General features: G+C 65.0%; 21 protein-coding genes. 16 read left to right on the top strand and 5 right to left on the bottom strand.

Annotated features, from left to right (window positions below):
* Positions 1-14: 14 nt before the first annotated feature.
* The 3 genes from VGK27_07670 to VGK27_07660 are packed head-to-tail and all read left to right on the top strand — an operon-like array spanning position 15 to position 4110.
* Entirely contained in the window at positions 15-1832 is a 1818-nt protein-coding gene (locus tag VGK27_07670; protein ID HEY3489982.1) for a glycosyltransferase, read from the top strand.
* The gene (locus tag VGK27_07665) at positions 1819-3492 is read left to right on the top strand and encodes a glycosyltransferase family 9 protein (protein ID HEY3489981.1); all 1674 of its coding nucleotides are present in this window, start codon (positions 1819-1821) and stop codon (positions 3490-3492) included. Before VGK27_07670 ends, VGK27_07665 begins: the two co-directional genes overlap by 14 nt.
* A complete protein-coding gene (locus VGK27_07660; GenBank protein ID HEY3489980.1) occupies positions 3493-4110 on the top strand; it encodes a hypothetical protein in 618 nt (205 codons plus the stop codon).
* Here the strand turns inward: VGK27_07660 and VGK27_07655 are convergent.
* The 3 genes from VGK27_07655 to VGK27_07645 are packed head-to-tail and all read right to left on the bottom strand — an operon-like array spanning position 4098 to position 5983.
* Positions 4098-4469: a response regulator gene (locus tag VGK27_07655; GenBank protein ID HEY3489979.1), complete on the bottom strand. Its 372-nt coding sequence runs from the start codon at positions 4467-4469 to the stop codon at positions 4098-4100. The genes VGK27_07660 and VGK27_07655 overlap by 13 nt on opposite strands.
* 29 nt (positions 4470-4498) lie before the next feature.
* Entirely contained in the window at positions 4499-5479 is a 981-nt protein-coding gene (locus tag VGK27_07650) for a hypothetical protein (protein ID HEY3489978.1), read from the bottom strand.
* A 12-nt stretch (positions 5480-5491) separates the two neighbouring features.
* Positions 5492-5983, bottom strand: a complete 492-nt coding sequence (locus VGK27_07645; protein HEY3489977.1) for a chemotaxis protein CheX — start codon at positions 5981-5983, stop codon at positions 5492-5494.
* 156 nt (positions 5984-6139) lie between these two features.
* On the opposite strand from VGK27_07645, the gene VGK27_07640 reads away from it, so the two are divergent.
* The 10 genes from VGK27_07640 to VGK27_07595 all read left to right on the top strand — a co-directional run bounded on the left by VGK27_07640 (position 6140) and on the right by VGK27_07595 (position 16127).
* On the top strand, positions 6140-6637 hold the full coding sequence (locus VGK27_07640; protein ID HEY3489976.1) for a chemotaxis protein CheW: 498 nt from the start codon (positions 6140-6142) through the stop codon (positions 6635-6637).
* A 29-nt stretch (positions 6638-6666) separates the two neighbouring features.
* The gene (locus VGK27_07635) at positions 6667-8919 is read left to right on the top strand and encodes a chemotaxis protein CheA (protein HEY3489975.1); all 2253 of its coding nucleotides are present in this window, start codon (positions 6667-6669) and stop codon (positions 8917-8919) included.
* Between the two features lie 25 nt (positions 8920-8944).
* The gene (locus VGK27_07630; GenBank protein HEY3489974.1) at positions 8945-9829 is read left to right on the top strand and encodes a protein-glutamate O-methyltransferase; all 885 of its coding nucleotides are present in this window, start codon (positions 8945-8947) and stop codon (positions 9827-9829) included.
* Positions 9826-10305, top strand: a complete 480-nt coding sequence (locus VGK27_07625) for a chemotaxis protein CheD (GenBank protein ID HEY3489973.1) — start codon at positions 9826-9828, stop codon at positions 10303-10305. Before VGK27_07630 ends, VGK27_07625 begins: the two co-directional genes overlap by 4 nt.
* Positions 10302-11162: an HDOD domain-containing protein gene (locus VGK27_07620; protein HEY3489972.1), complete on the top strand. Its 861-nt coding sequence runs from the start codon at positions 10302-10304 to the stop codon at positions 11160-11162. The genes VGK27_07625 and VGK27_07620 overlap by 4 nt, the downstream gene beginning before the upstream one ends.
* A gap of 6 nt (positions 11163-11168) precedes the next feature.
* On the top strand, positions 11169-12206 hold the full coding sequence (locus VGK27_07615) for a chemotaxis response regulator protein-glutamate methylesterase (protein HEY3489971.1): 1038 nt from the start codon (positions 11169-11171) through the stop codon (positions 12204-12206).
* A 5-nt stretch (positions 12207-12211) separates the two neighbouring features.
* Entirely contained in the window at positions 12212-13471 is a 1260-nt protein-coding gene (locus VGK27_07610) for an HD-GYP domain-containing protein (protein HEY3489970.1), read from the top strand.
* A 68-nt stretch (positions 13472-13539) separates the two neighbouring features.
* Complete coding sequence (locus VGK27_07605) at positions 13540-14697, top strand: hypothetical protein (GenBank protein ID HEY3489969.1); 1158 nt, start codon at positions 13540-13542, stop codon at positions 14695-14697.
* 15 nt (positions 14698-14712) lie between these two features.
* The gene (locus tag VGK27_07600) at positions 14713-15081 is read left to right on the top strand and encodes a metallopeptidase family protein (protein HEY3489968.1); all 369 of its coding nucleotides are present in this window, start codon (positions 14713-14715) and stop codon (positions 15079-15081) included.
* 101 nt (positions 15082-15182) lie between these two features.
* Positions 15183-16127: a hypothetical protein gene (locus VGK27_07595; GenBank protein ID HEY3489967.1), complete on the top strand. Its 945-nt coding sequence runs from the start codon at positions 15183-15185 to the stop codon at positions 16125-16127.
* Here VGK27_07595 and hisC read toward each other — a convergent pair.
* Positions 16117-17199: a histidinol-phosphate transaminase gene (hisC, locus tag VGK27_07590; protein ID HEY3489966.1), complete on the bottom strand. Its 1083-nt coding sequence runs from the start codon at positions 17197-17199 to the stop codon at positions 16117-16119. The two genes, VGK27_07595 and hisC, sit on opposite strands and share 11 nt — an antisense overlap.
* On the bottom strand, positions 17196-18398 hold the full coding sequence (locus VGK27_07585; GenBank protein ID HEY3489965.1) for a pyridoxal phosphate-dependent aminotransferase: 1203 nt from the start codon (positions 18396-18398) through the stop codon (positions 17196-17198). The genes hisC and VGK27_07585 overlap by 4 nt, the downstream gene beginning before the upstream one ends.
* Positions 18399-18573: 175 nt before the next feature.
* Between VGK27_07585 and VGK27_07580 the strand changes: the two genes are divergently transcribed.
* The 3 genes from VGK27_07580 to VGK27_07570 are packed head-to-tail and all read left to right on the top strand — an operon-like array spanning position 18574 to position 22795.
* On the top strand, positions 18574-19245 hold the full coding sequence (locus VGK27_07580; protein HEY3489964.1) for a hypothetical protein: 672 nt from the start codon (positions 18574-18576) through the stop codon (positions 19243-19245).
* Complete coding sequence (locus VGK27_07575; GenBank protein HEY3489963.1) at positions 19242-20960, top strand: PhnD/SsuA/transferrin family substrate-binding protein; 1719 nt, start codon at positions 19242-19244, stop codon at positions 20958-20960. Before VGK27_07580 ends, VGK27_07575 begins: the two co-directional genes overlap by 4 nt.
* Positions 20957-22795, top strand: a complete 1839-nt coding sequence (locus tag VGK27_07570; protein ID HEY3489962.1) for an ATP-binding protein — start codon at positions 20957-20959, stop codon at positions 22793-22795. Before VGK27_07575 ends, VGK27_07570 begins: the two co-directional genes overlap by 4 nt.
* The last annotated feature ends 2 nt before the right edge of the window (positions 22796-22797 follow it).

The following is a 22797-nucleotide window of genomic DNA, read 5'->3' as shown; positions in this document are numbered from 1 at the left end:
CGGAGGTCCATGATTTGCCTGTCGAATTCGTAACACGCCAAACCCTTCCCCTGAAGCTGGAAGCGTTCTCACGGAGCGGGGGCCCCTCCGTCGACGAGGTCGTCTCCTCGCGCACCGGTGGCCTCCCGGTCCCGAGGTTCGCCGGGAAAACAATCCACAGCAGCTACGACCCGATCGATGAAGCCCGACGCTTCGTTGACGCATTCCGTCGGCAGGTCGACGCCCGGCAGGGTGAAGCCGTCGCGGTGCTGGGCAACGGTTTCGGGTATGTCGCCGAGGCCCTTCTCGAAGCCGGGCTCAAGCCCGTCGTTTTCGAGCCGGTCCGGGCGCTTCTTGCCGGGATGGCCGCGCACCGGGACGTCCCGGCATTCCTGGACCGCGTCCCCTTATTCCTGATCGACGATCCTGCCGAACTATTTCGGGCGGGGGAACACAAGGCGCTCCTTGCCGGCGTGAAGGCGGTTCTGCCCCTCCCTTACCTGTCCTGGCTCTTTCCCGCTTTCGCGGACGATTTCCGGAACAAATGCGCGGCGATCGCATCTGCGCGCGACGCCTGCTACAAGGTCTCCGTCGTGTCGCCCATCTACGGCGGGGCCGTCGAGACCGCCCGGCATGCGGCGGCGGGCCTCCAGGCCAACGGCATGGCGGTCGACTTCGTCGACGTCTCGCCCTTCGGGGCGATTCTCAACCCGCTCCGGGCGTTTCACGCCACCCATGCGCGGAAGGGGAGCGAAGGCGGATTCGATGCCGGGGTTTCGACCTTCCTGGCGTGGGCGTCGTCCCAGGTCGCGGCACGCGTCGCAGCGTTCGACCCGGCGATCGTGGTCGTGCTGCCCGACGCGCCGGTGGGGGCCGACCAGCTTCGCGCGTTCCGCGAGCAAGGACGCCGAGTCGTCACATGGTTCGTCGAAGACCGGCACCTGCTGCGTCGCTGGGAGTCCGAAGCCGCGTCGTACGATCTGTTCCTCCCGATCCAGAAAGGAGATTTCCCCAAGGCGCTCGCGACGGCGGGACAGGCGCATCATCATTATCTTCCGTTGGCCGCGGACTGTTCGGTGTTCGCCCCGATGGTGCTCGAAGTGCGAGATCGCCGGGATTTCGGCTCCCCGATCTCGTTCATGGGGGCGGCCTACTACAACCGCATCCGCTTCTTCCAGGCGCTCGCCTCGAAACCGTTCCGGATCTGGGGCACCGGGTGGCCGGCCGACGGTCCGCTGGCGCCGCTGGTCCAGGAAGGGGGGCGGCGACTGACGGCTCCGGAGACGGCCAAGATCTTCAATGCGACCGACGTCAACGTCAACCTGCATTCGTCGGTCAGCCACGAGGGCATCAATCCGTTCGGAGACTTCGTCAACCCGCGGACCTTCGAGATCGCCGCTTGCGCGGCCTTTCAGCTGGTCGACCGTCGCTCGCTCCTGCCCGGCCTCTTCGAGCCGGGCGTCGAGGTCGAATGCTTTTCCGACCGCGTCGAGTTCGATGCGCTGCTCGACGTTTATCTCGCCGATCCCGAATCCCGCCGTTCGATGGCCGAAAAGGCGCGAAACCGGGTTCTCCGGGAGCACACCTACCCGCAGCGGATGCGCGAGCTCCTCGAGGCGGTCCACGAGCACTGCCCACCGGATCCGGGCAGGAAGATACCGACGGCCCGCGCGCTGGCCGAGGAAAGCGCCGACCCCGACTGGAAATCGATGCTCCGCGGTCTCGACGCGGAGGCGCTCGTCGATTTCGACCGCCTGCACCGCCACGTCATTCGCGGAAACCCGGGCCACCCGCTTACGAAGCTCGAAACGATGGTTCTCATGCTGGGGGAGCTCCGTCATGGCGGCCGCTGACGCCAACCTCATCCTGGCGTTCGTCCGCGTCGGCGATCTGGTGCAGCTGACGCCCCTGGCCCAGCGGCTCCGAAGCCGGCAACCGGATTCCCCCGTGGCGGTCTGTGTCCTCCCCGAGTTCGTATCGGCGGCCGGGCTCATGGGCGGCGTCGACGAGATCATCCCAATCGACCGGGACGCGCTACTTCGCCTCTCGCTCAGGAGCGACCTCACGCTGAAGTCGATGCTCGGGGAGGCGGAAGCCGTCCTCGCGCCGCTCCTTTCCCGGAGATTCCGCATCGCGGTCAACATGACCCACACTCACGTGAGCGCGATGCTCATGTACCTGGTCCAGGCAGCCGACAAGCGGGGGCCTGTCATGACGCTCGAGGGGCAGCGGCGTGTTCCGGATCCCTGGATGCGTTTCCTCCATGCCTACATCGCGGAAAAAACCTGCTGCCCCTTCAATCTTGTCGACCTGTGCGCGCAGACGGCTGGGCCCGAGGGCGGGAAAGGGCCGTTTCCGCTCGCGATCCGGATTCCTGCCGACGCCGGCCGCTGGGCCGAGGACTTCCTGGCGCGGGAATGTGCGGGCGACGGACCGCTCGTCGCCGTCCACATGGGGGCAAGCGACTCCCACAAGATGTGGACTCCGGCATCGTTCGTCCTGGCCTGCCGCGCGATCAGGGAACGGGTCGGGAACGCCCGCTTCCTGCTCGTCGGCGGCGGCGGGGCGGAGCGCGAAGTGGCCGAACGCGCGCTCGCCTGCATCGACGCGCCGGGGAGCGCCGTCGCGGCCGGCAAGACCGACCTGGCGCAACTCGCCGGGCTCCTGGAGCGTTGCGACCTGGCCATCACGAACGACACCGGTCCGATGCATGTCGCGGCGGCTGCGGGGACGCGCGTCCTGTCGGTCGCGCTCGGGCCGATCCACTATTCCAATACGGCTCCGTACGGGGAGGGGCACGTCGTGGTCCAGTCTCGGGCCGCCTGCGCACCCTGCTCGTTCCACGTCCGCTGCGTCAACCCCGAGTGCAAGGAGATGATCCCGCCGCAAGCTGTCGCCGATGCCGCGGTCAGGATGCTTTCCGGCGATCCGCTGGCGGAACGCTCGATTCCCGACGCCGGGGCGTTTGCGACGTGCGACGTCTATGCGACGTTTTGGGGCGAGGACGGCATGCTCGACTATCGGCCACTGGTCGACCGCCCGCCCGATCTCCGCACACGGCTTGTCCGCGCCTATCGCAAGATCTGGCCGGCATCCCTCGGGGACATGGGGGCGATGCCCGGCGAGCGTTTCGTCTTGCCCGCGGCAGGCGGCGAACTCGTCGCTGTCCTAAGGAAGCTCGAATCGCTTGCGCTCGAAGGACGGAACGCCGGGGGCGATCTTGCAAAACTGGGCCGGAACCCGCGCCACCGGGCGCAGCTCGAGGCGGGGCTCGAAACGATCCGTCGCTCGGGGAAATCGATCCGGGAGCTGGGGCAGGCCGTTCCCGAGGTGAACAGTTTATGCACGATGTTTGCGCTCGAAGAGGAAAACATGGAAGCGGGTGGGCTCGAAGAGGCGTCCGCCGAAAATGCCAGGATTTACGGAAAGTTGTTGCGCCGTACGCGAAGTCTGGCGTATCTTTTGGCGAACGGTGAGGACGCCGGGTCCGACCGGCACGAAGGGAGTGGCTGAATGCCCAGGCTATTGATCGACGGAAACGAGGCGCAGTGGGAGCTGTCCGGCTTGCCGGACCTGTCCGCGCTCATGCTCCGCCTTTACCAGGACAGCGCCGATTCGGGGCGCGTCGTCTGCCGGGTCGAGGTCGACGGAAGGGAACTCGATGCGGCGGGCGAAAAAGAGCTTGCCGACACGCCGCTGGCGGGATTCACCGAGGTGAGCGTCACCACGGGAACCGCAGCCGAGCTTTACAAGAGCGGCATCGCAGGGGCGCTTTCGCTCGCCGAAGCGATGCGCACCGATATCGGGCGGGCGTCGGCGTCGTTCCGACAGGGCGATTTCGAAGGCGGGATGTCGATGTACATGGCGTGCGTGTCGTCGATGGAAACGTTTTTCCAGCTTTGCGGCGCCATCCTCGGCGGTTTCCAGGCGGGCTGCTTCATCATGGGAGAGGGGACGGCGCCTCCCGAGCCGCCGTCGACCGATACGGCCGAAATCCTGAACCGGCTGCTCGAGGCGCAACGCGGGGAAGACTGGACGCTCATGGCCGATGTGCTTGAATATGAAGTGGTGCCGAACCTTGACGGCTGGAGCCGGTTTCTCGGGGAGTTGCAGGGGGCTCAGACGAAATAGCTCGCCAGCTTTTCCTTGATCTGCTCGGGGGTGAACGGCTTCTTCACGAGGTTGTTCGCCCCTTTTTTCACGGCTTCCTTGGTCATCGACTCGGCGCCTTCGGTAGTGATCACGATGATGGGGGTCTTGTCCCAGGCGGCGTTGGCCCGGACGTTGTCGATGAAGGTCAGGCCATCCATGACGGGCATGTTGATGTCGGTCAGGATCAGGCCGAAAGACTGGGCGTTGAGCTTTTCGAGGCCCGCCTGCCCGTGTTCAGCTTCGACGATTTCGCCGATCTCGAAGCCCGCCTGCCGCAGCGAGCGCGCGATGATCTTCCGCATGGTGCTGGAATCGTCGACGATCAGTATGCGTTCCATTCAGTCGGTTTCCCCTTGCTTGCCGGATATTAGGATTTTACACAACCTGCGATCAAAGGCGCTACCTTTGTTCGCAGCGTGTCGGGCGAAAACGGGTGTACGAGGAGGGCCTTGACCCCCGTTTTTTTCGCCAGGAGGACGGTTTCCCGGGTCGGGTTCGAGGAGACTCCCACGACCGGGATGTGCATCCGGCTGCCGGCGGCGACGCAGATCTTCTCGATCGACGATTCGGCGCCGGGCACGAACCCGGCAACGACCAATACGGGCTTTCTCGACAGGTATTCGACCGCTTCCCCGGCGTTGTCGATCCGGCGGGTGCCGATTCCCTGTCCGGACAGGAACTGCTCGAGGTCGGCCGCGATCGTGGGGTCGGTCCCGAAAAGCAGCACCTCGGGGCCCACCGCGGATCCTTCCGAAGCGGGTTCGTCGACCGGGATCCCGGTGACCTGGGTGAGGAGCGCCTCGTCGAAGACGAGGAAAGCCGACGCCCCCTCGAATCCGGGGAACGTCATCGACAACTCGCCGCCGAACGTGAGGCCGGCCGGCCAAAGCGTCTCGAGATCGCTCATTTTGGACGGATCGATCAGCTGCACGCCCTCGTTCCGGAGCTTTCCGTTCTCGGGCGACATCTCGTGCGTCAGCTCGTCGACGGCGCCGTAGACGATATTGGCGACCTCGTTGAAGGCGTCGTTCAGGTCCTGCTCCATCTCTCCGGACTTGATCATCTCCTTGATCTGGTTCTGGGGCATCATCAGAAGCGTGCCGGCCATGAGGATCGCTTCCTGCATCCGGATGAACATCAGCGCGTGACCGTCGCCGTTGCTCTCCATCAGCAGGACCGCGGCCTTCTTGCGGTTCTTCCGGGCGTAGTCCTCGGCGGAGAGGACCCCGATTCCATCGGACCGGAACTCGGCTTCGCCCCCGACGAGGGAGCCAAGTCGTTCTCCGGTCTGCTCGACGCAACGGGTCAGGAGCGATTCCGCCGCCTTGATGAATTTGTCCGACGCCATGGTTTTTTGCGGCTACTCGTCGAGCAGGCCCGCTCCGCCCCCCTTGCAGAAGAACGAGAAGACGATCTCGTCGCCTTCGACCAGGAAGGGGACGCGCACCCCGTGCACTTCCTCGGGAAACGCCAGGACGACCTCCTGTCCGTAGACCACGGTCGGGATCGACAATGTGAAATTGATGCCTTTCTCGAGCGCCTTGCTCTTGATGTTGCCCGTGACGATGTTCACGATCTCGCCGGCACAGTCGGCGACCTCTCCCTCGGCCGGTTGCTCGTCTTCGGTGCCCAGCATGTTGCGCGTCAGCAGTTCCGCCGACTTTCGCGAGCAGGACATCGAGACGATTCCGTTGAGGTCGCCCTGAATGTGGATGGAGGAGATGAGCTCCCCGCAGAGGCGGCTTTCCTCCGTTTCCTGGGGAGGCAGCTCCTCGGGAAGGATGAAGATGAGCGTCTCGAACACGTCGTGGACGGCGTCGATCATGATCGCGCCCATGTCTGCGATGACCATTCGGTTCCCCCAGGGTTGGTTTCCTACCTAATTCTCATCGGAAAAACGGCTGGAAACTTTAGGCCTTCGTCCGGGAAATTGGAGTGAAGTTTTCAGGGGATCGGTCCGATAGATATAATGTTCGGCGTAAACCTGTTCATTCGGAGGGAAAAGTTCATGGCGGAGCGCCAAGGTATCGACGCGGCAACCGGTTCGGTCAAAAGCCACAAGTTCCTGACCTTCCAGCTGGGCGAGGAGATCTACGGTCTCGACATCCTTAAGGTCAAGGAAATCATCGGCATCATGGATATCACTCCCGTGCCGCAGTCGCCCCCCTTCGTCAAGGGCGTGCTGAACCTCCGGGGCAAGATCATCCCGGTCGTCGACCTGCGGCTCAAGTTCGGGTTCGACGAGCGCGAATACACCGAGCGCACCTGCATCATCGTCGTCGAGCTCGAGACGCCCGACGGGAAGATGCTGGTCGGGATCATCGTCGACGCCGTCTCCGAGGTAACCAACATTTCCGAGGCCGACGTCGAGCCGACGCCCGAATTCGGCGCCTCCTTCTCGACCGAATACATCCGGGGCATGGCCAAGATCAAGTCGAAGGTCGTCATCCTGCTCGACATCGGCATGGTGCTTTCCGGCGGCGGACTGGGCCAGTTCGCAGGCTGAGCAGCCGGCGAGGAAACGGGAACATAGAGATGAGCGAACCAGAGATTTCCGACCCGCAGGGCGGCCCGGAGAAGACGCCTGCCGAGGTGCAGTTCGACCGCATTTCGGTGGCGGTCCTGACCGCCACCCGGGACGATATGCGCAAGCTTGGCGAGATCCTGTCCTCCTTCGAGAAGCTGGGCAAGATCGCGGCGTCCGAGGGGCGCGAGGACGTGCCCGATGCGGTCCGCGCCGGCGACGCGGTGGGCACCGCCCTGATGTTCGACGACACCGCCCGCAAGCACTGGGACCAGGCGATGGACATCTTCTCCCGCCTCGCCTCCTGCTGCCAGGAGGTGTTCCGCGGAAACAAGATGAACCGGCCGGTGCTTTCCCGCATCTATTCCGACATCCGCGAGCAGCTCGAGATCGTGCTCGAGGGGGGGGAGGTCGAGGAGGCGCCCCCTGCGGCCGTCGCCGACAAGTCCATGGCGCTCGACCAGGACAAGGAGCTTTACACCGATTTCATCACCGAGTCGATGGAGCACCTCGACTCCATCGAGGTCAAGATGGTCGACCTCGAAGCTGCGCCCGACGACAGCGAGACGCTCAATGCGATCTTCCGCGCCTTCCATACCATCAAGGGCGTCTCGGGCTTCCTTAACCTGCGCGACGTCAACGAGCTCGCCCACCGCACCGAGACGCTCCTCGACATGGCCCGCCGCAACGAGCTCCCCGTCACCGGGCCCGTCATCGACGTCATCTTCGAGGCGATCGACGGCATGAAGGGGATGGTCCGCGACGTCTCCGAAAAAGTTTCCGCCGGCGCCCCCACGCGCGAGTTCATCGGCACCGACCGCATCGTCGCCCGCATCACGGCGGTCCAGGAAGGGCGCGAGGACAGCGCTCCCGGGACCCGTGCGGCTTCGATCCCCCCCCGGCTGGGCGATGTGCTCGTCGAGCAGGGCAAGATCACCCAGGCCGAAATCGACGCGACGCTCAGCGGGCAGGCCGATGGGGCCGAACGGCAGCCGCTCGGCATGCTGCTCGTCGAAGAAAAGAAGATCTCCCCCAAGGATGTCGCCCAGGCGATCCGCATCCAGAAGAACGCGGCCAACGCCATCGAGGCGCAGGACATCCGGGTCAATATCCACAAGCTCGACGGGCTGGTCGACATGGTCGGCGAGCTGGTCATCGCCCAGTCGCTCGTCTGCAACGACCCCGACGTCATGTCGATAGACAGCCAGCGCTTCTATCGCAATCTGTCCCAGTTGGGCCGCATCACCTCCGAGCTCCAGAAGATCTCCATGTCGCTCCGGATGGTGCCGATCCGCGCCACGTTCCAGAAGATGTCGCGCATGGTGCGCGACCTCGCCAAGAAGTCGGGCAAGGAAGTCACGCTGCTGATGGAAGGCGAGGACACCGAGATCGACCGCAACATGATCGAGGAGATCCACGACCCGCTGGTCCACATGATCCGCAACTCGGTCGACCACGGCGTCGAGAAGCCCGACGTGCGGCTTGCGGCCAACAAGAGCGCCTGCGGCACCGTGACGCTGCGCGCTTTCCATCACGGCGGCAATGTCGTCATCGCGGTCGAGGACGACGGCCGCGGGCTCGACCCCGAGAAAATCCTGGCCAAAGGGCAGGAGCGCGGCGTGGTCCCGGCGGGCGCGTCGCTGTCCGAGTCCGAGATCTTCGCCCTGCTGTTCGAGCCCGGCTTCTCGACGGCCGAGAAGATCACCGACATCTCGGGGCGCGGCGTCGGGCTCGACGTCGTCAAGCGGAACGTCGAGAAGCTGCGCGGTACCATCGAAACCCGTTCCCTCCTGGGGCAGGGCTCCACCTTCCAGATGAAGTTCCCGCTGACGCTCGCCATCATCGACGGCATCGTGGTCCGGGTCGGGGAGCAGCGCTACATCTTGCCCACCAACAGCATCGTCGAGGCGTTGAGGCCCCCGCGCGAGGATTACCTCACCGTCGAACAGCGCGCCGAGATCATCCGGGTGCGCGAGGAACTGCTTCCGCTGATCCGCCTCCACCGGCTGTTCTCCATCCCCGAGGGCATCCAGGATCCGTGCGACGGCCTCGTCGTCGTCATCGAGAGCGAGGGGCAGAAGCGGGCGGTGCTCGTCGACGAGCTGCTCGGGAAGCAGGAAGTCGTCATCAAGACGCTCGGCGGCGGTATGGCGAATGTCCGGGGCATTTCGGGCGGCGCCATCATGGGAGACGGACGGGTGGGGCTGATCCTCGATGTCTCGGGAATCTTCGAGATCACAGGCAAGCAGCCCTCCTTCAACTGACATGTTCAGCGGTGGCCCGACCGAAATGGTAAGAGACTTGGGGGGCGTCCGCGACCTGACCGACGCCGATTTCGAGAAATTCCGTCGGATCATCTACGACACTGCGGGGATCACGCTTAACGAAGGGAAGAAAGAGCTGTTGCGGGCGCGGCTTGGCAAGATCCTCCGCCGGCGCGGCCTGCGATCCTTCACCGACTATCTCAAGGCCGTCGAGGCAGACCGGAGCGGCGAAGAGCTCACGCTCCTGCTCGACGCCATTTCGACCAACGTCACGTCGTTCTATCGCGAGCCCGACCACTTCCATTTCATCGAATCGACCGTGATTCCCGCGCTTGCGGCGGTTCGCACGTCACCGGAGACCCGGAAGGTCCGGATCTGGTGCGCGGGCTGCTCGACCGGCGAGGAGCCGTACACCCTGGCCATCACGCTGCGCGAGACGCTGCCCGGCGTCGACGGCTGGGACGCCCGGATCCTCGCGACCGACATCTCGACGCGGGTGCTCCAGGTCGCCCGGAACGGCGTCTATTCGCAGGACAAGCTCAAGACGATGCCGTCGCCCGTCGCAAGCCGCTGGTTCGTCCCGACCGAGGTCCATGGCGACGGCGGGTATTTCCGGGTTCAGCCCGCCATCCGGAAGATGGTGACCTTCGCGCACCTGAACCTGCACGCCGAGTACCCGTTCAAGGGACCATTCGACGCGATCTTTTGCCGCAACGTGATGATCTACTTCGACCGCCCGACCCAGGAATCGCTCGTCAACCGCTACTATCGCTATCTGGCGGACGGCGGCTACCTGTTCATCGGGCACTCCGAAAGCCTCAACAGCGTCGCCCATCCGTTCACGTATGTCAGGCCGGCCGTCTACCGGAAGATGGGCGCGGGGGGCGAGCACAAGGGACATCGCTTATGAAGTTGACCGTCGGGGTGGCCGACCTCAAGGTCAGCAACCGTGCCGACGATGTCCTGATCACCTACTCGCTGGGTTCCTGCATCGGCATCGTCATCTACGATCCCGTGGCGGTCGTGGGCGGTCTGCTCCACTACATGCTTCCCGAGTCGTCGCTATCCCCCGAGAAGGCCGCAAAGAATCCGTACATGTTCGGCGATACGGGCATCCCGATCCTCTTCAGGGAATGCTACCGTTTCGGGGCGGTCAAGGGGCGGCTTGTCGTCAAGGCGGTCGGCGGCGCGCAGCTGCTCGATCCCAACGGCCTGTTCAATATCGGGAAGCGCAACATCCTCTCCATGCGAAAGATGCTGTGGCAGAACGGGGTGACCATGGGCGCGACCGCGCTCGGGGGAACGGTCAACCGGACGATCTCCCTTGAAATGAATACCGGCATGGTTGTTCTCAAGACATCAGGAGAAGGGGTGGTATCCCTGTGAGCAGCGTCGACGAGATCCTCGAAAAGGCAGGCGACCTTCCTCCGTTCCCCGCGGTCATCCAGAAGGTCATGGCGCTGATGTCCGATCCGCTAGTCGGCGCCGACAAGATCCTCGACGTCGTCAAGTACGACCAGGCCATCACCGCCAAGGTCATCAAGATGTGCAACTCGACCCTCGTGATGGGGACCATGCCGGTCTCCACGCTGCGCGACGCGCTGGTGCGCATCGGCAACAAGCAGCTTCTGCAGATCATCATGTCCGCGGGCGGTACCGACCTCCTCGAGCGTGCGGTCCTGGGCTACGACCTCGAGCGCGGCGAGCTCTGGAAACACTCAATGCTCTGCGCCCTGCTCGCCGAATCGCTGTGCGACGTCGTCAGTTACCCGTCGCCCGACAAGGCGTTCACGGCCGGGCTGCTCCACGATGTCGGCAAGCTGGCGATGGCCGAATTCGTTGCGGGCTCCTACGAGGCCATCCGTGAGGCCGCGGGGGCCGGCAGGATCTCCTTCCTCGAAGCCGAGACGCACATCCTCGGCATCAGCCACGCCGAGATCGGCGGGCGCCTCGGGGAGTTGTGGCGTTTCGACTCGGAATTGACGGATGCGATCAGGCATCACCATGCCCCGGCCGAGGCCAGTGGGGGCTCAAAGCTTCCCTTCCTGGTCCATCTGAGCGACATCCTGTGCCTGACCAGCGGCATCGGCGTCGGGGCGGACGGGTTGCAATACAAGATCGACTACGACCAGTGCAGGTCGAACGGGATCGGCCCCAGGGAATTCGAACGGGCCATGATCCGGCTGATGGAAGTCGAGGCGCAGTTCCACGGTATCGTGGCGATGTTCGACCAGGAGGGATGACGATTCATGGCCAAGATCAAGGTGCTGGTGGTCGACGATTCGGCCATCGTCCGCAAGGTGTTTTCCGAAGAACTGGGGCGACACCCGGATATCGAGGTCGTCGGTACGGCGCCCGACCCCTTCGTCGCCCGTGACAAGATCCTGCAGCTCGAGCCCGACGTGATCACGCTCGACGTCGAGATGCCGCGCATGGACGGCATCACCTTCCTGAAGAAGCTGATGAAGTACAAGCCGATGCCGGTCATCATCGTCAGCTCGCTGACGCAGGCCGGCAGCGCCATGGCGCTCGAGGCGCTCGAATCCGGCGCCATCGACGTCATCGCGAAGCCCGGCTCCTCCTATTCCGTCGGCGAGCTCTCCGAGCAGCTTGCCGACAAGATCCGCGGCGCGGCCATGGCCCGGCGGGGCCTCCGGATTCCCGTCGCCCCGGTCGCCTCCGCCGAGCCTTCCGGCGGCTACCGCCTCATCGACACGACCGATAAGGTCATCGCGCTTGGCGCCTCCACCGGCGGGACCGAGGCGATCAAGTCCGTGCTAACGCAGCTCGACGCGGCCATGCCCGGCATCGTGATTGTCCAGCACATGCCGGCGCAATTCACCAAGGCGTTCGCCCAGCGGCTCGACGGCATCTGCCGGATGGAGGTCAAGGAAGCCGAGGACAACGACCTGGTCCGCACGGGGCGGGTCCTCATCGCGCCGGGAAACTTCCATATGGTGCTCGCCCGCAGCGGGGCCAAGTACTACGTCCGGATCAAGACGGGACCGCTCGTCTGCCACCAGCGTCCCGCGGTCGACGTCCTGTTCCACTCGGTCGCCGAGGTTGCCGGCAAGAACGCGCTGGGCGTCATTCTTACCGGCATGGGGAGGGACGGCGCCGAGGGGATGAAGCATATGGCCGACGCGGGAGCGGTCAACATCGCCCAGGACGAGGAGAGCTGCGTGGTGTTCGGCATGCCGAAGGAAGCGATCAAGACGGGGGCGGTTCAACAGGTGCTTCCGCTGTCGCGCATCCCCCAGGCCATGACTGCGCATTTCTGCGCATAAAGGACATGCTGAAGAAGATCGGGATCGAAGCGCTCAAGCCCGGAATGGTCATCGAGAAGATGGACCGTTCCTGGCTCGAACACCCGTTCCTGACCAACCGCAAGAAGATCACCTCCCAGGTTCATATCGAACGATTGCGCGAGTACGGCATCCACGAGGTCTACATCAACACCGAGATCGGGGACGACGTCGCTCCCGAGGTCGCCGGGCCGGAGCCGGTAGTCGAGATCGTAGACCCCGACCCTCTCCCACCGGAGCAGGTGCCCGTTCCCGAGAACCTGCCGGAACCCCTCAAGGAAGAGCTCCCCTTCGACCGCGAGATCGAGGTCGCCAAGGTCGTCCAGCAGGAAGCGCACACCGTCGTCAACGACGTCCTGAACGATGTCCGGCTCGGCAAGAACGTCGAGGGGGGCAAGGCCGAAAAGGTCGTCAACCGGATGATCGACAGCATCTTCCGCAACATGGATGCCCTGTCGAGCCTGACCCGGATCAAGGGATACGACGAATACACTTTCGTACACTCGGTCAACGTCTGCGTCCTGTCGCTGGCGCTGGGACGCCAGCTCGACCTCGACCGCGAAGAGATGCAGTCGCTCGGCGTCGGGGCGCTGCTGCACGACGCGGGCAAGATGCGTGTGCCGGCCGAGATCCTCCACAAGCCGGGAAAGCTGACCGACGCCGAATTCGCCGAGATGAAGCGGCACACGATCTACAGCCGCGAGATCCTCGACTTGGCGGCCGACATCCCGGGCGAGGCGAAGCTGGTCGCGCTCCAGCACCATGAACGGATGGGGGGAACCGGCTACCCGGGGGGACTGGCGGGAGAGGCGATCAGCCGTTCCGCCCAGATCACGGCCATCGCCGACGCGTACGACGCCATGACGACGACCCGGGTCTACAGTCGTCCGATGACCCCCCCCGACGGCATCAGACGCATTTTCGAATTGAGCAAGACCGACTTCAACCCGATCTTCGCACAGCGATTCATCCAGTGCCTCGGCATCTATCCCGTCGGGACGACCGTCCAGCTCGATAGCGCCGAGATCGGCATCGTCGTGTCGGTCAACCACGAGAAGGTGCTCCGGCCGAAGGTGCTGCTGGTGTGCAGGGACGACCGCCGCCGGCTGCCGGTGCCGGTCGAGGTCGACCTGACCGAGCCTTCGCCTTCCGACCCGGGGAAATTCAGGCGGACGATCGTCCGGCCCGTCGACCCGGCGGCGTACGTCATCGATCCGGAAATGTACCTACCCAAGCCCGCGCTCTGACCAGCCTCCCAGCTTTCCTCAATTGATGTAGAATCATCGAAAAACGGCAGGGGGATGGAGCGTTGGGCATGGTTAGAAAATGCATCGTCTTTTTTCTGGTCCTGCTGTCGGTTCTCGCTTCTGCCGCGTCTGCCGACGAGTTCCTGGTGCTCCGGATCGACGGCCGGCTCCTGAGGAAGTCATCCGGAAAGCTGGTCACCTCGCTGTCCGAGTTCGAGCTCGACGGCCAGGGGTCGGTGACGATCGAGAACCGGAAGACCCGCGAGCGCATGACGCTCAAGCTCACCTCCGTCTACGACGACAGCAGTTACACCGAGACGCTTCCCGCAGCCCTGTTCGACGCCATCGACCTCGACGCATGGACTCCATTCGTCAACTGGCGCATCCCGCTGACGACCGAAGCGCTCAACCGCCGGCTGACGGCCATCCACGAGCAGCAGAACTCCCTTCGGCATGCGATGGGCAATGCGCTGATGGAAGACGACGGAGGAAGCGGCAAGGTCACCTCCCGATCGACCCTCAACAAGATCGAAAAATATCACCGACTCGGCAACCGGATCGCGCAAGAGATCATGCGGAACTGGAACCGGGAGGAGACCAACCCCTTCTTTTTCCCAGTGCGTATCCAGGTCGGCTTCAACCCGTTCGGCCCGAAGGCCGCATCCGCCCAACAGACGCCGCTCCTGCAGGCGCGCGAAGTGATCTATTGGGAGCTGCACCGGTTGCTGACGCAGCAGTACGGTATCGACGAGGCGCTCGTCCCGCTCATCTTCAACGCACCCGGCACGGTGCGCACGATCATTCCCTTGGGCGAGCTTTCGCTCGAAGAGCAGCTCGTCTTTTCCCCGCAGCTCCTCATGTCGAGCGAGACGCTCGACGGTGCCGTCTACCTCCAGCGGCAGGATTTCGTCATCGACCTCAAGAACACGCTCCGGACGAAGGCCTATCTCGAATCGTTCGTGACCGATCGCCCCGTTCTCGACGCGTTCGTGAACGAGGGGAAAGTGACGGCCGTGATTGGCCGGCAGCTCGCCCTTTCCTTTATTACGCCCTATGCCGTGACCGGCGAAAGGCTTTACGTGGTGGTCGGCTCCGACGAGCGCGACGAGGTGCCGGTCACCATCGAAAAGATCCGGGCGGACGAAGGGTACTCCCTCACGGCGTCGCTGCCGGAAGAAGCCATTGCACGCATCAGGGCCGGGATGAAAGTGCATCGCCGGAAATAAAGGCGGATTCTTCCCATGCGCCCCTCCCGGTTCGACCGGATCCTGGCCGGAGCGATCGAGGCTCTTCCCGCCGAGTTCCGCGATGCGCTCGACGACCTCGCGATCGTGGTCGAGGGCTGGCCCCCGGACGATCTCCTGGACGACCTGGGGGTCCCAGAGGTGGGCACGATCTACGGCTTTTACCAGGGCACCCCGCTTCCCGAGCGCTCCGTGGGCGATCCCTATCGCCTGCCCGACGTCATCTCCATTTATCAGGGGCCGCTCGAAGAGGACTTCCCCGATCCCGCCGAATTGCAGCGTCAGATCCGGATCACGCTCCTCCACGAGATCGGCCATTATTTCGGGCTCGACGAGGAGGCGCTCTCGCAGCTCGGCTACGGATAATGCCGCACATTGGTCTTTATTTCCGTTTCCGGAAGGGTATACAAATGGATTCATGCATGGACAAACGGTGGGGGCGTGGGCCCGGGAAGGGGTAAGAAACGATGCTGTTGCTCCGGCGTGAGTTTTCAGACGGTGAGGGATGCCCCGAGTTGGTGGTCATCCATTATTCGATGGTCGAGCCGAAGACGGGATCCGTCATCTCTCGCGCGTCGTGCGTCATGCCTCCGGGACGGGACGCCGGGGTCCGCGAGACCTTCCTGTTCCTCCCGGACCCGTCACCCGATCGTCCGCTGCTGATTCGCTACCGCTATTCGACCGTTTCGGGCGGCGGCGAGTGGTATTCCCCCCGGTTCGAACTGGCGTTGGCTGAAGGCGCCGCGGAGGAGGGGATGACCCGCCTCGAAGAGCTCCCCCCCGGTAATCTCGGACCGGCTCCCGGGCGCGGGATGTTCCGGATGCTGCTGCCCCTCAGGCATCCCGCCCCGGGCGCCGTCGTCCGCTTCGGGTTCGGCGCCATGCGGAAAAAACCGTCCGATGCGCTGTGCCGGCTTTCGATTCCCGCGGGGGACGGGGGCGTCCCGGTCGTCGAGGCGCCCGAGGCGCTTTCGGTGCTGAAGGCGCGCCCGATGCCCTACTTCCTCTATCACGTCGACCCGGTCGACGGGCAGCTGCGCCAGGACAAGATCGCCTCGGCGCGCATCACCTTCTCCGACGCATCGGGCGACGTCGTCGCCGCGCGCCTGCTCTGGGGAGACGCCGCGTGGGGCGCATCCAACCTCACAGTCATGGAGATCAAGAATTACGGGGAAGGTCCTCTGGGATCGGGAAACCACTTCTTTGCCGCCGATCCGGCGCAATTCGCAGCCGAACGGCAGGCGGCGATCTCGGATCGTCCGGTGCCGCGCGTTTTCGAGGGCTACCTGGCGGGCCCCTCGGGCACCGAGGCGGAATACTGCTTCCACCTGCTGCGTCGTTCTCCCGACGGAACGATCCGGGCCGAATGGCGCAACCGCGAAGGCGGGGGGAACTGGCGGATCACCCTTTAGCGTTCTTGCGGGCGCGGCCACCGCCGCGCCCGATCTCCTTCATCGCCCCGAGCAGCGCGTCGATCTCCGCATCGGTGCCGACCGTGATGCGCAGGCAATCGGATAGCCGCGGCGTGTCGAAATAGCGAACCAGCACCTTGCGCTGCTTGAGCGCTTCGTAGACGGGCCGTGCGGAATCGCCGCCGGAGCGCCGCGCGAGGATGAAATTGGCCTGGGACGGGTAGGGAACGAACCCCGCCTCGGGCAGCATCGCGGCCAGCCGCGCCCGCGTCGCCCGGACCTTCCCGACGTTGCGCTCCATCCACGCGGCATCCTTCAGCGCCGCTTCTCCCGCCAGAATCGACAGCCGGCTCATGTTGTAGGAGTCCTTGACCTTGTTCAGCCCTTCGATGACCTCGGGGTGGGCGAAGCCCAGGCCGATCCGCATGCCCGCCAGGGAGAATGACTTCGAAAAAGTGCGCAGCACGATGACGTTTTCCTTTTCGCGGGCCAGGGGGAGGGCCGTTTCCTCCGCGAAATCGGCGTAGGCCTCGTCGATCACGAGCAGGCCCGGGACCGCGTCGGCCAGGTCGGCCAGCTGCCCGTAAGGTACGACCGTTCCGGAGGGTGAGTTGGGGTTCGCGACGATGGTGACCGGCGCCCGGTTGCGGAAGAGCGCCTTCGGAAGCGCATAGTCGTCGGGATAGGGGACGCCTTTCACTTTCCCGCCCTGGATCGTGACCAGCGTGTCGTAGAGCGTGTAGGTCGGGGTGGGGCAGGCGAGCGTTCCCCCTTCGGAGACGAAGCACCGGACGATCATGGCCAGCAAGTCGTCCGACCCGTTGCCGGCGATGATGCGGTCTTCGTCTATTCCGTAGGTCAGCGCCGCCTGTCGGCGCAGCACGGCGGCGTCGGGGGAAGGATAGAGCCGTAGCGAGGCGTCGAGCCCCCCCAGGATCGCCTTGCGCACCTTCGGCGAAGGCGGGTACGGATTCTCGTTGGTGTTGAGCTTGACGAATCCCTCTTCGCGCGGCTGTTCGCCCGGGGCATAGCCCGTCATCCTCGCGATGTCCCGGCGCCATGGAAGCTTCATGAGCGGCCACCACGCTTTCCGAAAAACCGTTCGCCAAGGCGGCGCCATGCTGGCAGCGAGCGTTCGACGGTGCCGGGGGACACGCAGTAAGCCACCCGGAAGTGCCCGGGCCTACCGAATCCGCTCCCGGGGACGACAAGCACGTTTTCGGCGTGCGCGGCCGAGACGAATTCCATTTCGTCGGCGCCGGGCGTGGGGACGAACAGGTAGAACGCGCCCCCCGGCGGGAGGACGCGGAAGCCGGACTCGCCGAGGACCTCGAGGAGAGCGTCGCGATTGGCGGTGTACACCGACATGTCGGCGGGCTCGTCCTGGAGCGATGCGACCGCGCGCTGCATCAGCGACGGCGCGTTGACGAACCCGAGCACCCGGTTGCAGAACACGCACGCCTCGGCGACTTCGTCCGCGTCGGCGGCGCGGGGGCTGACGGCCAGGTAGCCGATCCGCTCGCCCGGGATGTTCAGATCCTTGGAGTGGGAGTAGGCTACGAGGCAATTCCGGAGCGACGCGGCGGGCGGATCGAAACGGTTGCCGGGATGGACGATCTTCCGATAGGGCTCGTCGGAGATCACGTAGATCGGATTCCCGGTCGCCCGCTCCCGTTCGGCGAGGTGCACATCGAGCGCGCGCAGCGCGCTTTCAGGGTAGATCGTGCCGGTCGGGTTGTTGGGCGTATTGAGGATGATCGCCTTGGTCCGGGCCGTCAGCGCAGCGGCGACGGCGGACGGGTCGAGCCGAAAGTCGGCATCGGACTCGGCCACGACCGGCACCCCGCCGGCGTTGCGGATGTAGAACATGTACTCGACGAAATAGGGGGCGACGACGATCACCTCATCGCCGGGAGACAGCAGCGCATGCAGCGCGATGTTGAGGGCGCCCGCAGCGCCGGCCGTCATGACGAGCATGCTTCCGGAAAAGGGAACGCCGGTCGATTTCGCCAGAGACCCGGCGATGGTTTCGCGGACTTCGGGAAATCCCGCGTTGGACATGTATTTGTGGAGGTCGGCAGCCGGGTGGTCGGCGAGTCGGGCGATCTCGGCCGCGAGACGGGGCGGAGGGTTGCCGTAGGGGTTGCCGAGCGTGAAATCGTACACCTTGTCGGCGCCGATCGCGGCCTTGAGCTGGGCCCCCTCCTCGAACATCTTGCGGATCCAGGACCCCTTGAGGATCGCTTCCCGTATTTCGGCCGCTGCGGGCATATGTTCTCCTTGTCTGCCCCGGCTCCAGGCTTTCCCGGGCGGGAAGTTCAAGATACGCCATCGAGCCGCACGCTTTCAAGTGGCGGCGCCGTTGAAAGATTCCCGGGAATCCCATAGAGTTAAAGCAGGCCTGCCATCGGAACGGCGCAGGTCGGAACATCATTCGGAGGAATTCGTGCCAGGGAATAAACGGTTGATCCTGATCGGGCTGATGATCGCGGCGATGGGATGCGGGTGCGCTTCGGGGCGGCCGCTCTCGCTTACCGGGAGCCTGCTCTCCCCGGGTCGGACGATTTCGTCCGACAACGTCCTTCCGCGCGTCGCCGTGGTCGATTTCGAATATGCCGGCGGGGAAGACGCGGTCCTTGGACGCGACTTCGACAACGTGCGGCCGATCATGTGGAAAGGCACACCGGGCGCGGCGGTCGCCGACCTCGTGTCGGCGTCCCTCTTCGAACGGGGGGTCCCCGTCGTCCGGGTGTCGATGGCCGGGCACGTCCCGGCGGGCGTCCTGGTGACGGTTCGCGGCCGGATCGACGATTTCCGGGTCAGCGCCAAGCGCATCCACTCCGTCAAGGTCGAGTCCTTCGCATCCATCGGGTTGACTGTTTCCGCAGAGGGGGAGGGGGTACCGGGCGGATGGAACAGCGGTGTGATCTCATCGGACGTCTGGACGTCAGAGCCGTTTTTCGTCACGCCGGACGGCGTGCGTGAATCGGTCGCGTCCGCGGCGAACGGGGTTGCCGAGGAGGCTGCCTTGCGCCTGATGACGCTGCGCAGCGCCTTCGCCCCGGCTTCCGGCACCCCAGCCGTTCCGGGCGCAGGGGGCGCTGACGGCCCGAAATGAGTTTCCCCCGCATCCCTTCGATACTTTCGGCGGCCGTCCTCCTGCTTTCGGTTGCGGCCGGGTGCGACGCGAACAAGCACCGGGTCGAGGTGCTGCCGGCGCCCGCCGATTCCCGCAAGATCATTCGCGTCGTCGCCTCCGACGAGAACATCTCCGCGTTCCGGAAGCTGGTCGAGGGATACTCCGCGAGTGCGGACCTGACGGTCGAAATCATTCACGCGCAGTCGGCCGACATCCCGGGTATCATCCGGAAGGGGGCCGCCGACCTCGGGGTGACGGCCCGGAGGCCGGGGCCCGGGATCATCGAGGGCGACATCAACTACGTTCCGTTCGCCTGGGACGGCGCAGTCTTCATCGCCGGGGAGGATGCCGGCGTGACCGCCCTCACCTCCGCCCAGCTGGCCGCCATCTACGGCGGCCGCATCGCCAACTGGAAGGAAGTGGGCGGGAAGGACCTCCCGATCCGGGTCGTCGAGCGGCCTGCCAACTCGACGCTGCGGGCCGCCGCCGAGTCGGTGGCGGGGCACTCGCCGGCCTCGCGCTCCTCCGCCCTCCCGATCGAGACGAGTGAGGCCGTCCTGCATGCGACCCGGTCGATTACGGGCATCCTTGCCTGCGTTCCCCTGTCACGGACACTGGTCGAGAAGTTCCCGGTCGTCCCGCTGGCGATCGACGGCCGGCCGCCCGTTTCCTCCGGCGACCGGGAAGCCGCCTACCCCTACCGCCTGGAATACGCCATGATCTTCCGGAAAGACGCGCCCGATCCGGTCAAGGAGATGGCGAACCACCTCGTTTCCGTCGAAGGAGTCCACCAGATCACCTCCCTGGGGCTGGTCGCGGCCGTCGACAAGTTTCCGGTCACTTCCTGCCACTGCCGGGCGACCGATGGCGATGCCACCCCGAAGAAGAAGTCGCCGCTGTCCGGAACGCTGACCATCGGGGTGATCCCCGAACTCGGCGCCATCGTCCAGGAGAAAAGGTACGCGGGCATCTCCCAGATGATTGCCGAGCAGCTCGACGTCGATACGAGAATCAAGCTTCTCCTGACCTACGAGGACGTGGTTCAAGCGTTCCAGGAGGGACGGATCGATGCTGCCTTTGTCGGCAGCCTGGCGTATGCGCGCCTGAAGACCCGGTTCGGCATCGTTCCCGTGGCCCGGCCCGAGGCCGAAGGGGTCTCGTGGTATCGGGGGGTGGTGGTGGTCCGTGCCGACGGCTCCCTCAGGAGCCTTTCGGCTTTGCGCGGGAAACGGTTTGCCTACGTCCCCGACACCTCCGCCGGCGAGCTATGCATGCGGTCGATCCAGCGGAAGATGGGCGCAAGCGATCCCGTGGCGTTCTTCGGCCAGGCGATCCGGGCCCGATCCCATGAAGAGGCCATCCGGATGGTGCTCGAAGGAAAGGCCGACGCGGCGGCGGTCAAGGACCTCGTCCTCCGGCGCATCGTGCGGACCGAGCCCGGCGTGGCCGCGCATCTTCGGGAGATCGACCGGACGTCCACTTTTCCCGAGAACGCGTTGGTCGTCTCCCGCGAGATGAACGCGCGGCAGGTGGGACGGTTCCGCGACCTGCTCCTGTCGATTCACAAGAGCGTGGCCGGCAGGCGATCGCTCGAGGCGCTGGGCGCCGACCGGTTTGTCCCGACGGCCGATGCGGATTATGCGAACGTCTACGCGCTCGCGAGCGATACCGGATACCCGTTGGAGAAGAAATGAGGGTTCCGTTCCTTTCCGCATTGCGGAAGCACCTCGCCTTCAGGCTGGCTGCGGCATTCGCCCTCCTGCTCGTCGCGGTCAGCGTCGCCGGCATCCTGCTGCTGCGGACCGTCATCAAGCGCGACCTCGAGAACGCGACGCGCCGCGAGCTGGTCTCATCGATGGGCAATCTCGTCAGCGATCTTGGGCAGGCACGGCAGGAGGTGTCGGTCCTGGCGGACCTCATGGCCTCCAGCTCCGACGAGAGCGGGGCCGGCCGGGAAACGTCGCCGCTCACGATCTCCCTGGTCGAGAAGGCCCGTTCCCTGAACATCGAGGTCGACGAGGTGCGCCAGGCCGAGGTCACGAAGGAATACGGCGATCTCCTCCGGCGCGCGTTCGCCGGCATGCCCACGGTCGATTACGTGCTTTCGGGCGGCTCGCCGAAGCGCGTGAGCATCGTCGCCGCGGTTCCGGTCGGTTCCGGCTCCGAACGGCGTGTCATCACGGCGTCGATGCCGATCGGTCGCCAGTTCCTGCGGCAGGAAAAGGACGCCCTGGGGGGGGACATCTCCCTGTTTCTGAAGGACGAACAGATTGCCACCTCGTCGACGTGCTACAGCTGCATGCAATGCATCAAGGAGACGCTATTCACGGCGGCCGGCTGGCGCCTCCTCGAGGGTGGGAAGCCGCTCTATTTCATCTTCGACTGCAACCCGGACCCGCAGGCGGTCGTCGTGACTCCACTCCACACGTTCGACGGTCGCGTCCTCGCCGTCGGCTTTTCCCGGTCGCGCACCGGGGAATCGCTGACGCTCTTTCACACGACGATCGGAATCGTGGGCGGCGCGCTCGCGTTCGCCGGCGTGACGGCGGTCGTATTCCTGCTGCTGATCGTGCAGGCGCTGCGCCCGCTCAAGAAGTTGACACGGCTGGCCGGCGAGATCTCCGAGGGGCGCTATGGCGAGACGATCCCCGTCGGCGGCGAAGACGAGGTCGGCGAGCTTGCCGGCGCCTTCAACCGGATGAGCCTGTCGCTCGATGGCGCGGTTCGCGAGATCTCCGCCTGGAATCGCACGCTCGAACAGCGCGTCGCCGAAAAGACCCGGGAGCTCGAGAAACTGCACCTCGGCATGGTCGAGGTCGAGAAGCTGGCCGCCATGGGGCAATTGGCCGCGGGCGTCGCGCACGAGCTCAACAATCCCCTCAGCGGGATCATGGGCTACTCCGAGCTGGGCATCGAGCTCTTCCGGGACAAGCCGCGGGCCGAGATCACCCCGGCCGACGTCGACCGGATGATCACGTACTTCGGTCACATCGACGAGCTGTCGCAACGGTGCCGGTCGATCATCCTCGACATGCTCAAGTTCGCCCGCCAGCACGATGAGGAGATCGCCGACGTACACCTTAACGATCTTCTCGAAAGGACGCTGGTGTTCGTGGCCAAGCAGCTCAAGCAGGGGCATATCGAGCTCGTGCGGGAGCTTTACCCGGCGCTTCCCGTGATCCGGGGCAATCCGATGCAATTGCAGCAGGTATTCACCAACCTCATACTCAACGCCTCCCAGGCGATGCCGGAAGGCGGGGTGCTGACCGTGCGAACGGGGCTTTCCGGAGAAACGGTCTTCATCTCGGTGTCCGATACCGGAAAGGGCATCCCTCCCGAATTCCGGCACCGCATCTTCGACCCCTTCTTCACGACCAAGCCGGTCGGCGAGGGGACGGGCCTCGGTCTCTCGGTCAGCTACGGGATCGTCAAGCGGCATGGGGGCGAGATCCGGGTCGAGAGCGAGCCCGGCGCGGGCGCGACGTTCACCGTCGTTCTGCCGATTTCCGCCACGATCCCGGTGGCCTGACG

Source organism: Candidatus Deferrimicrobiaceae bacterium (assembly GCA_036504035.1).
Lineage (GTDB): Bacteria > Desulfobacterota > Deferrimicrobia > Deferrimicrobiales > Deferrimicrobiaceae > JANXPS01.
This window is presented reverse-complemented; position numbering and strand designations above follow the sequence as displayed.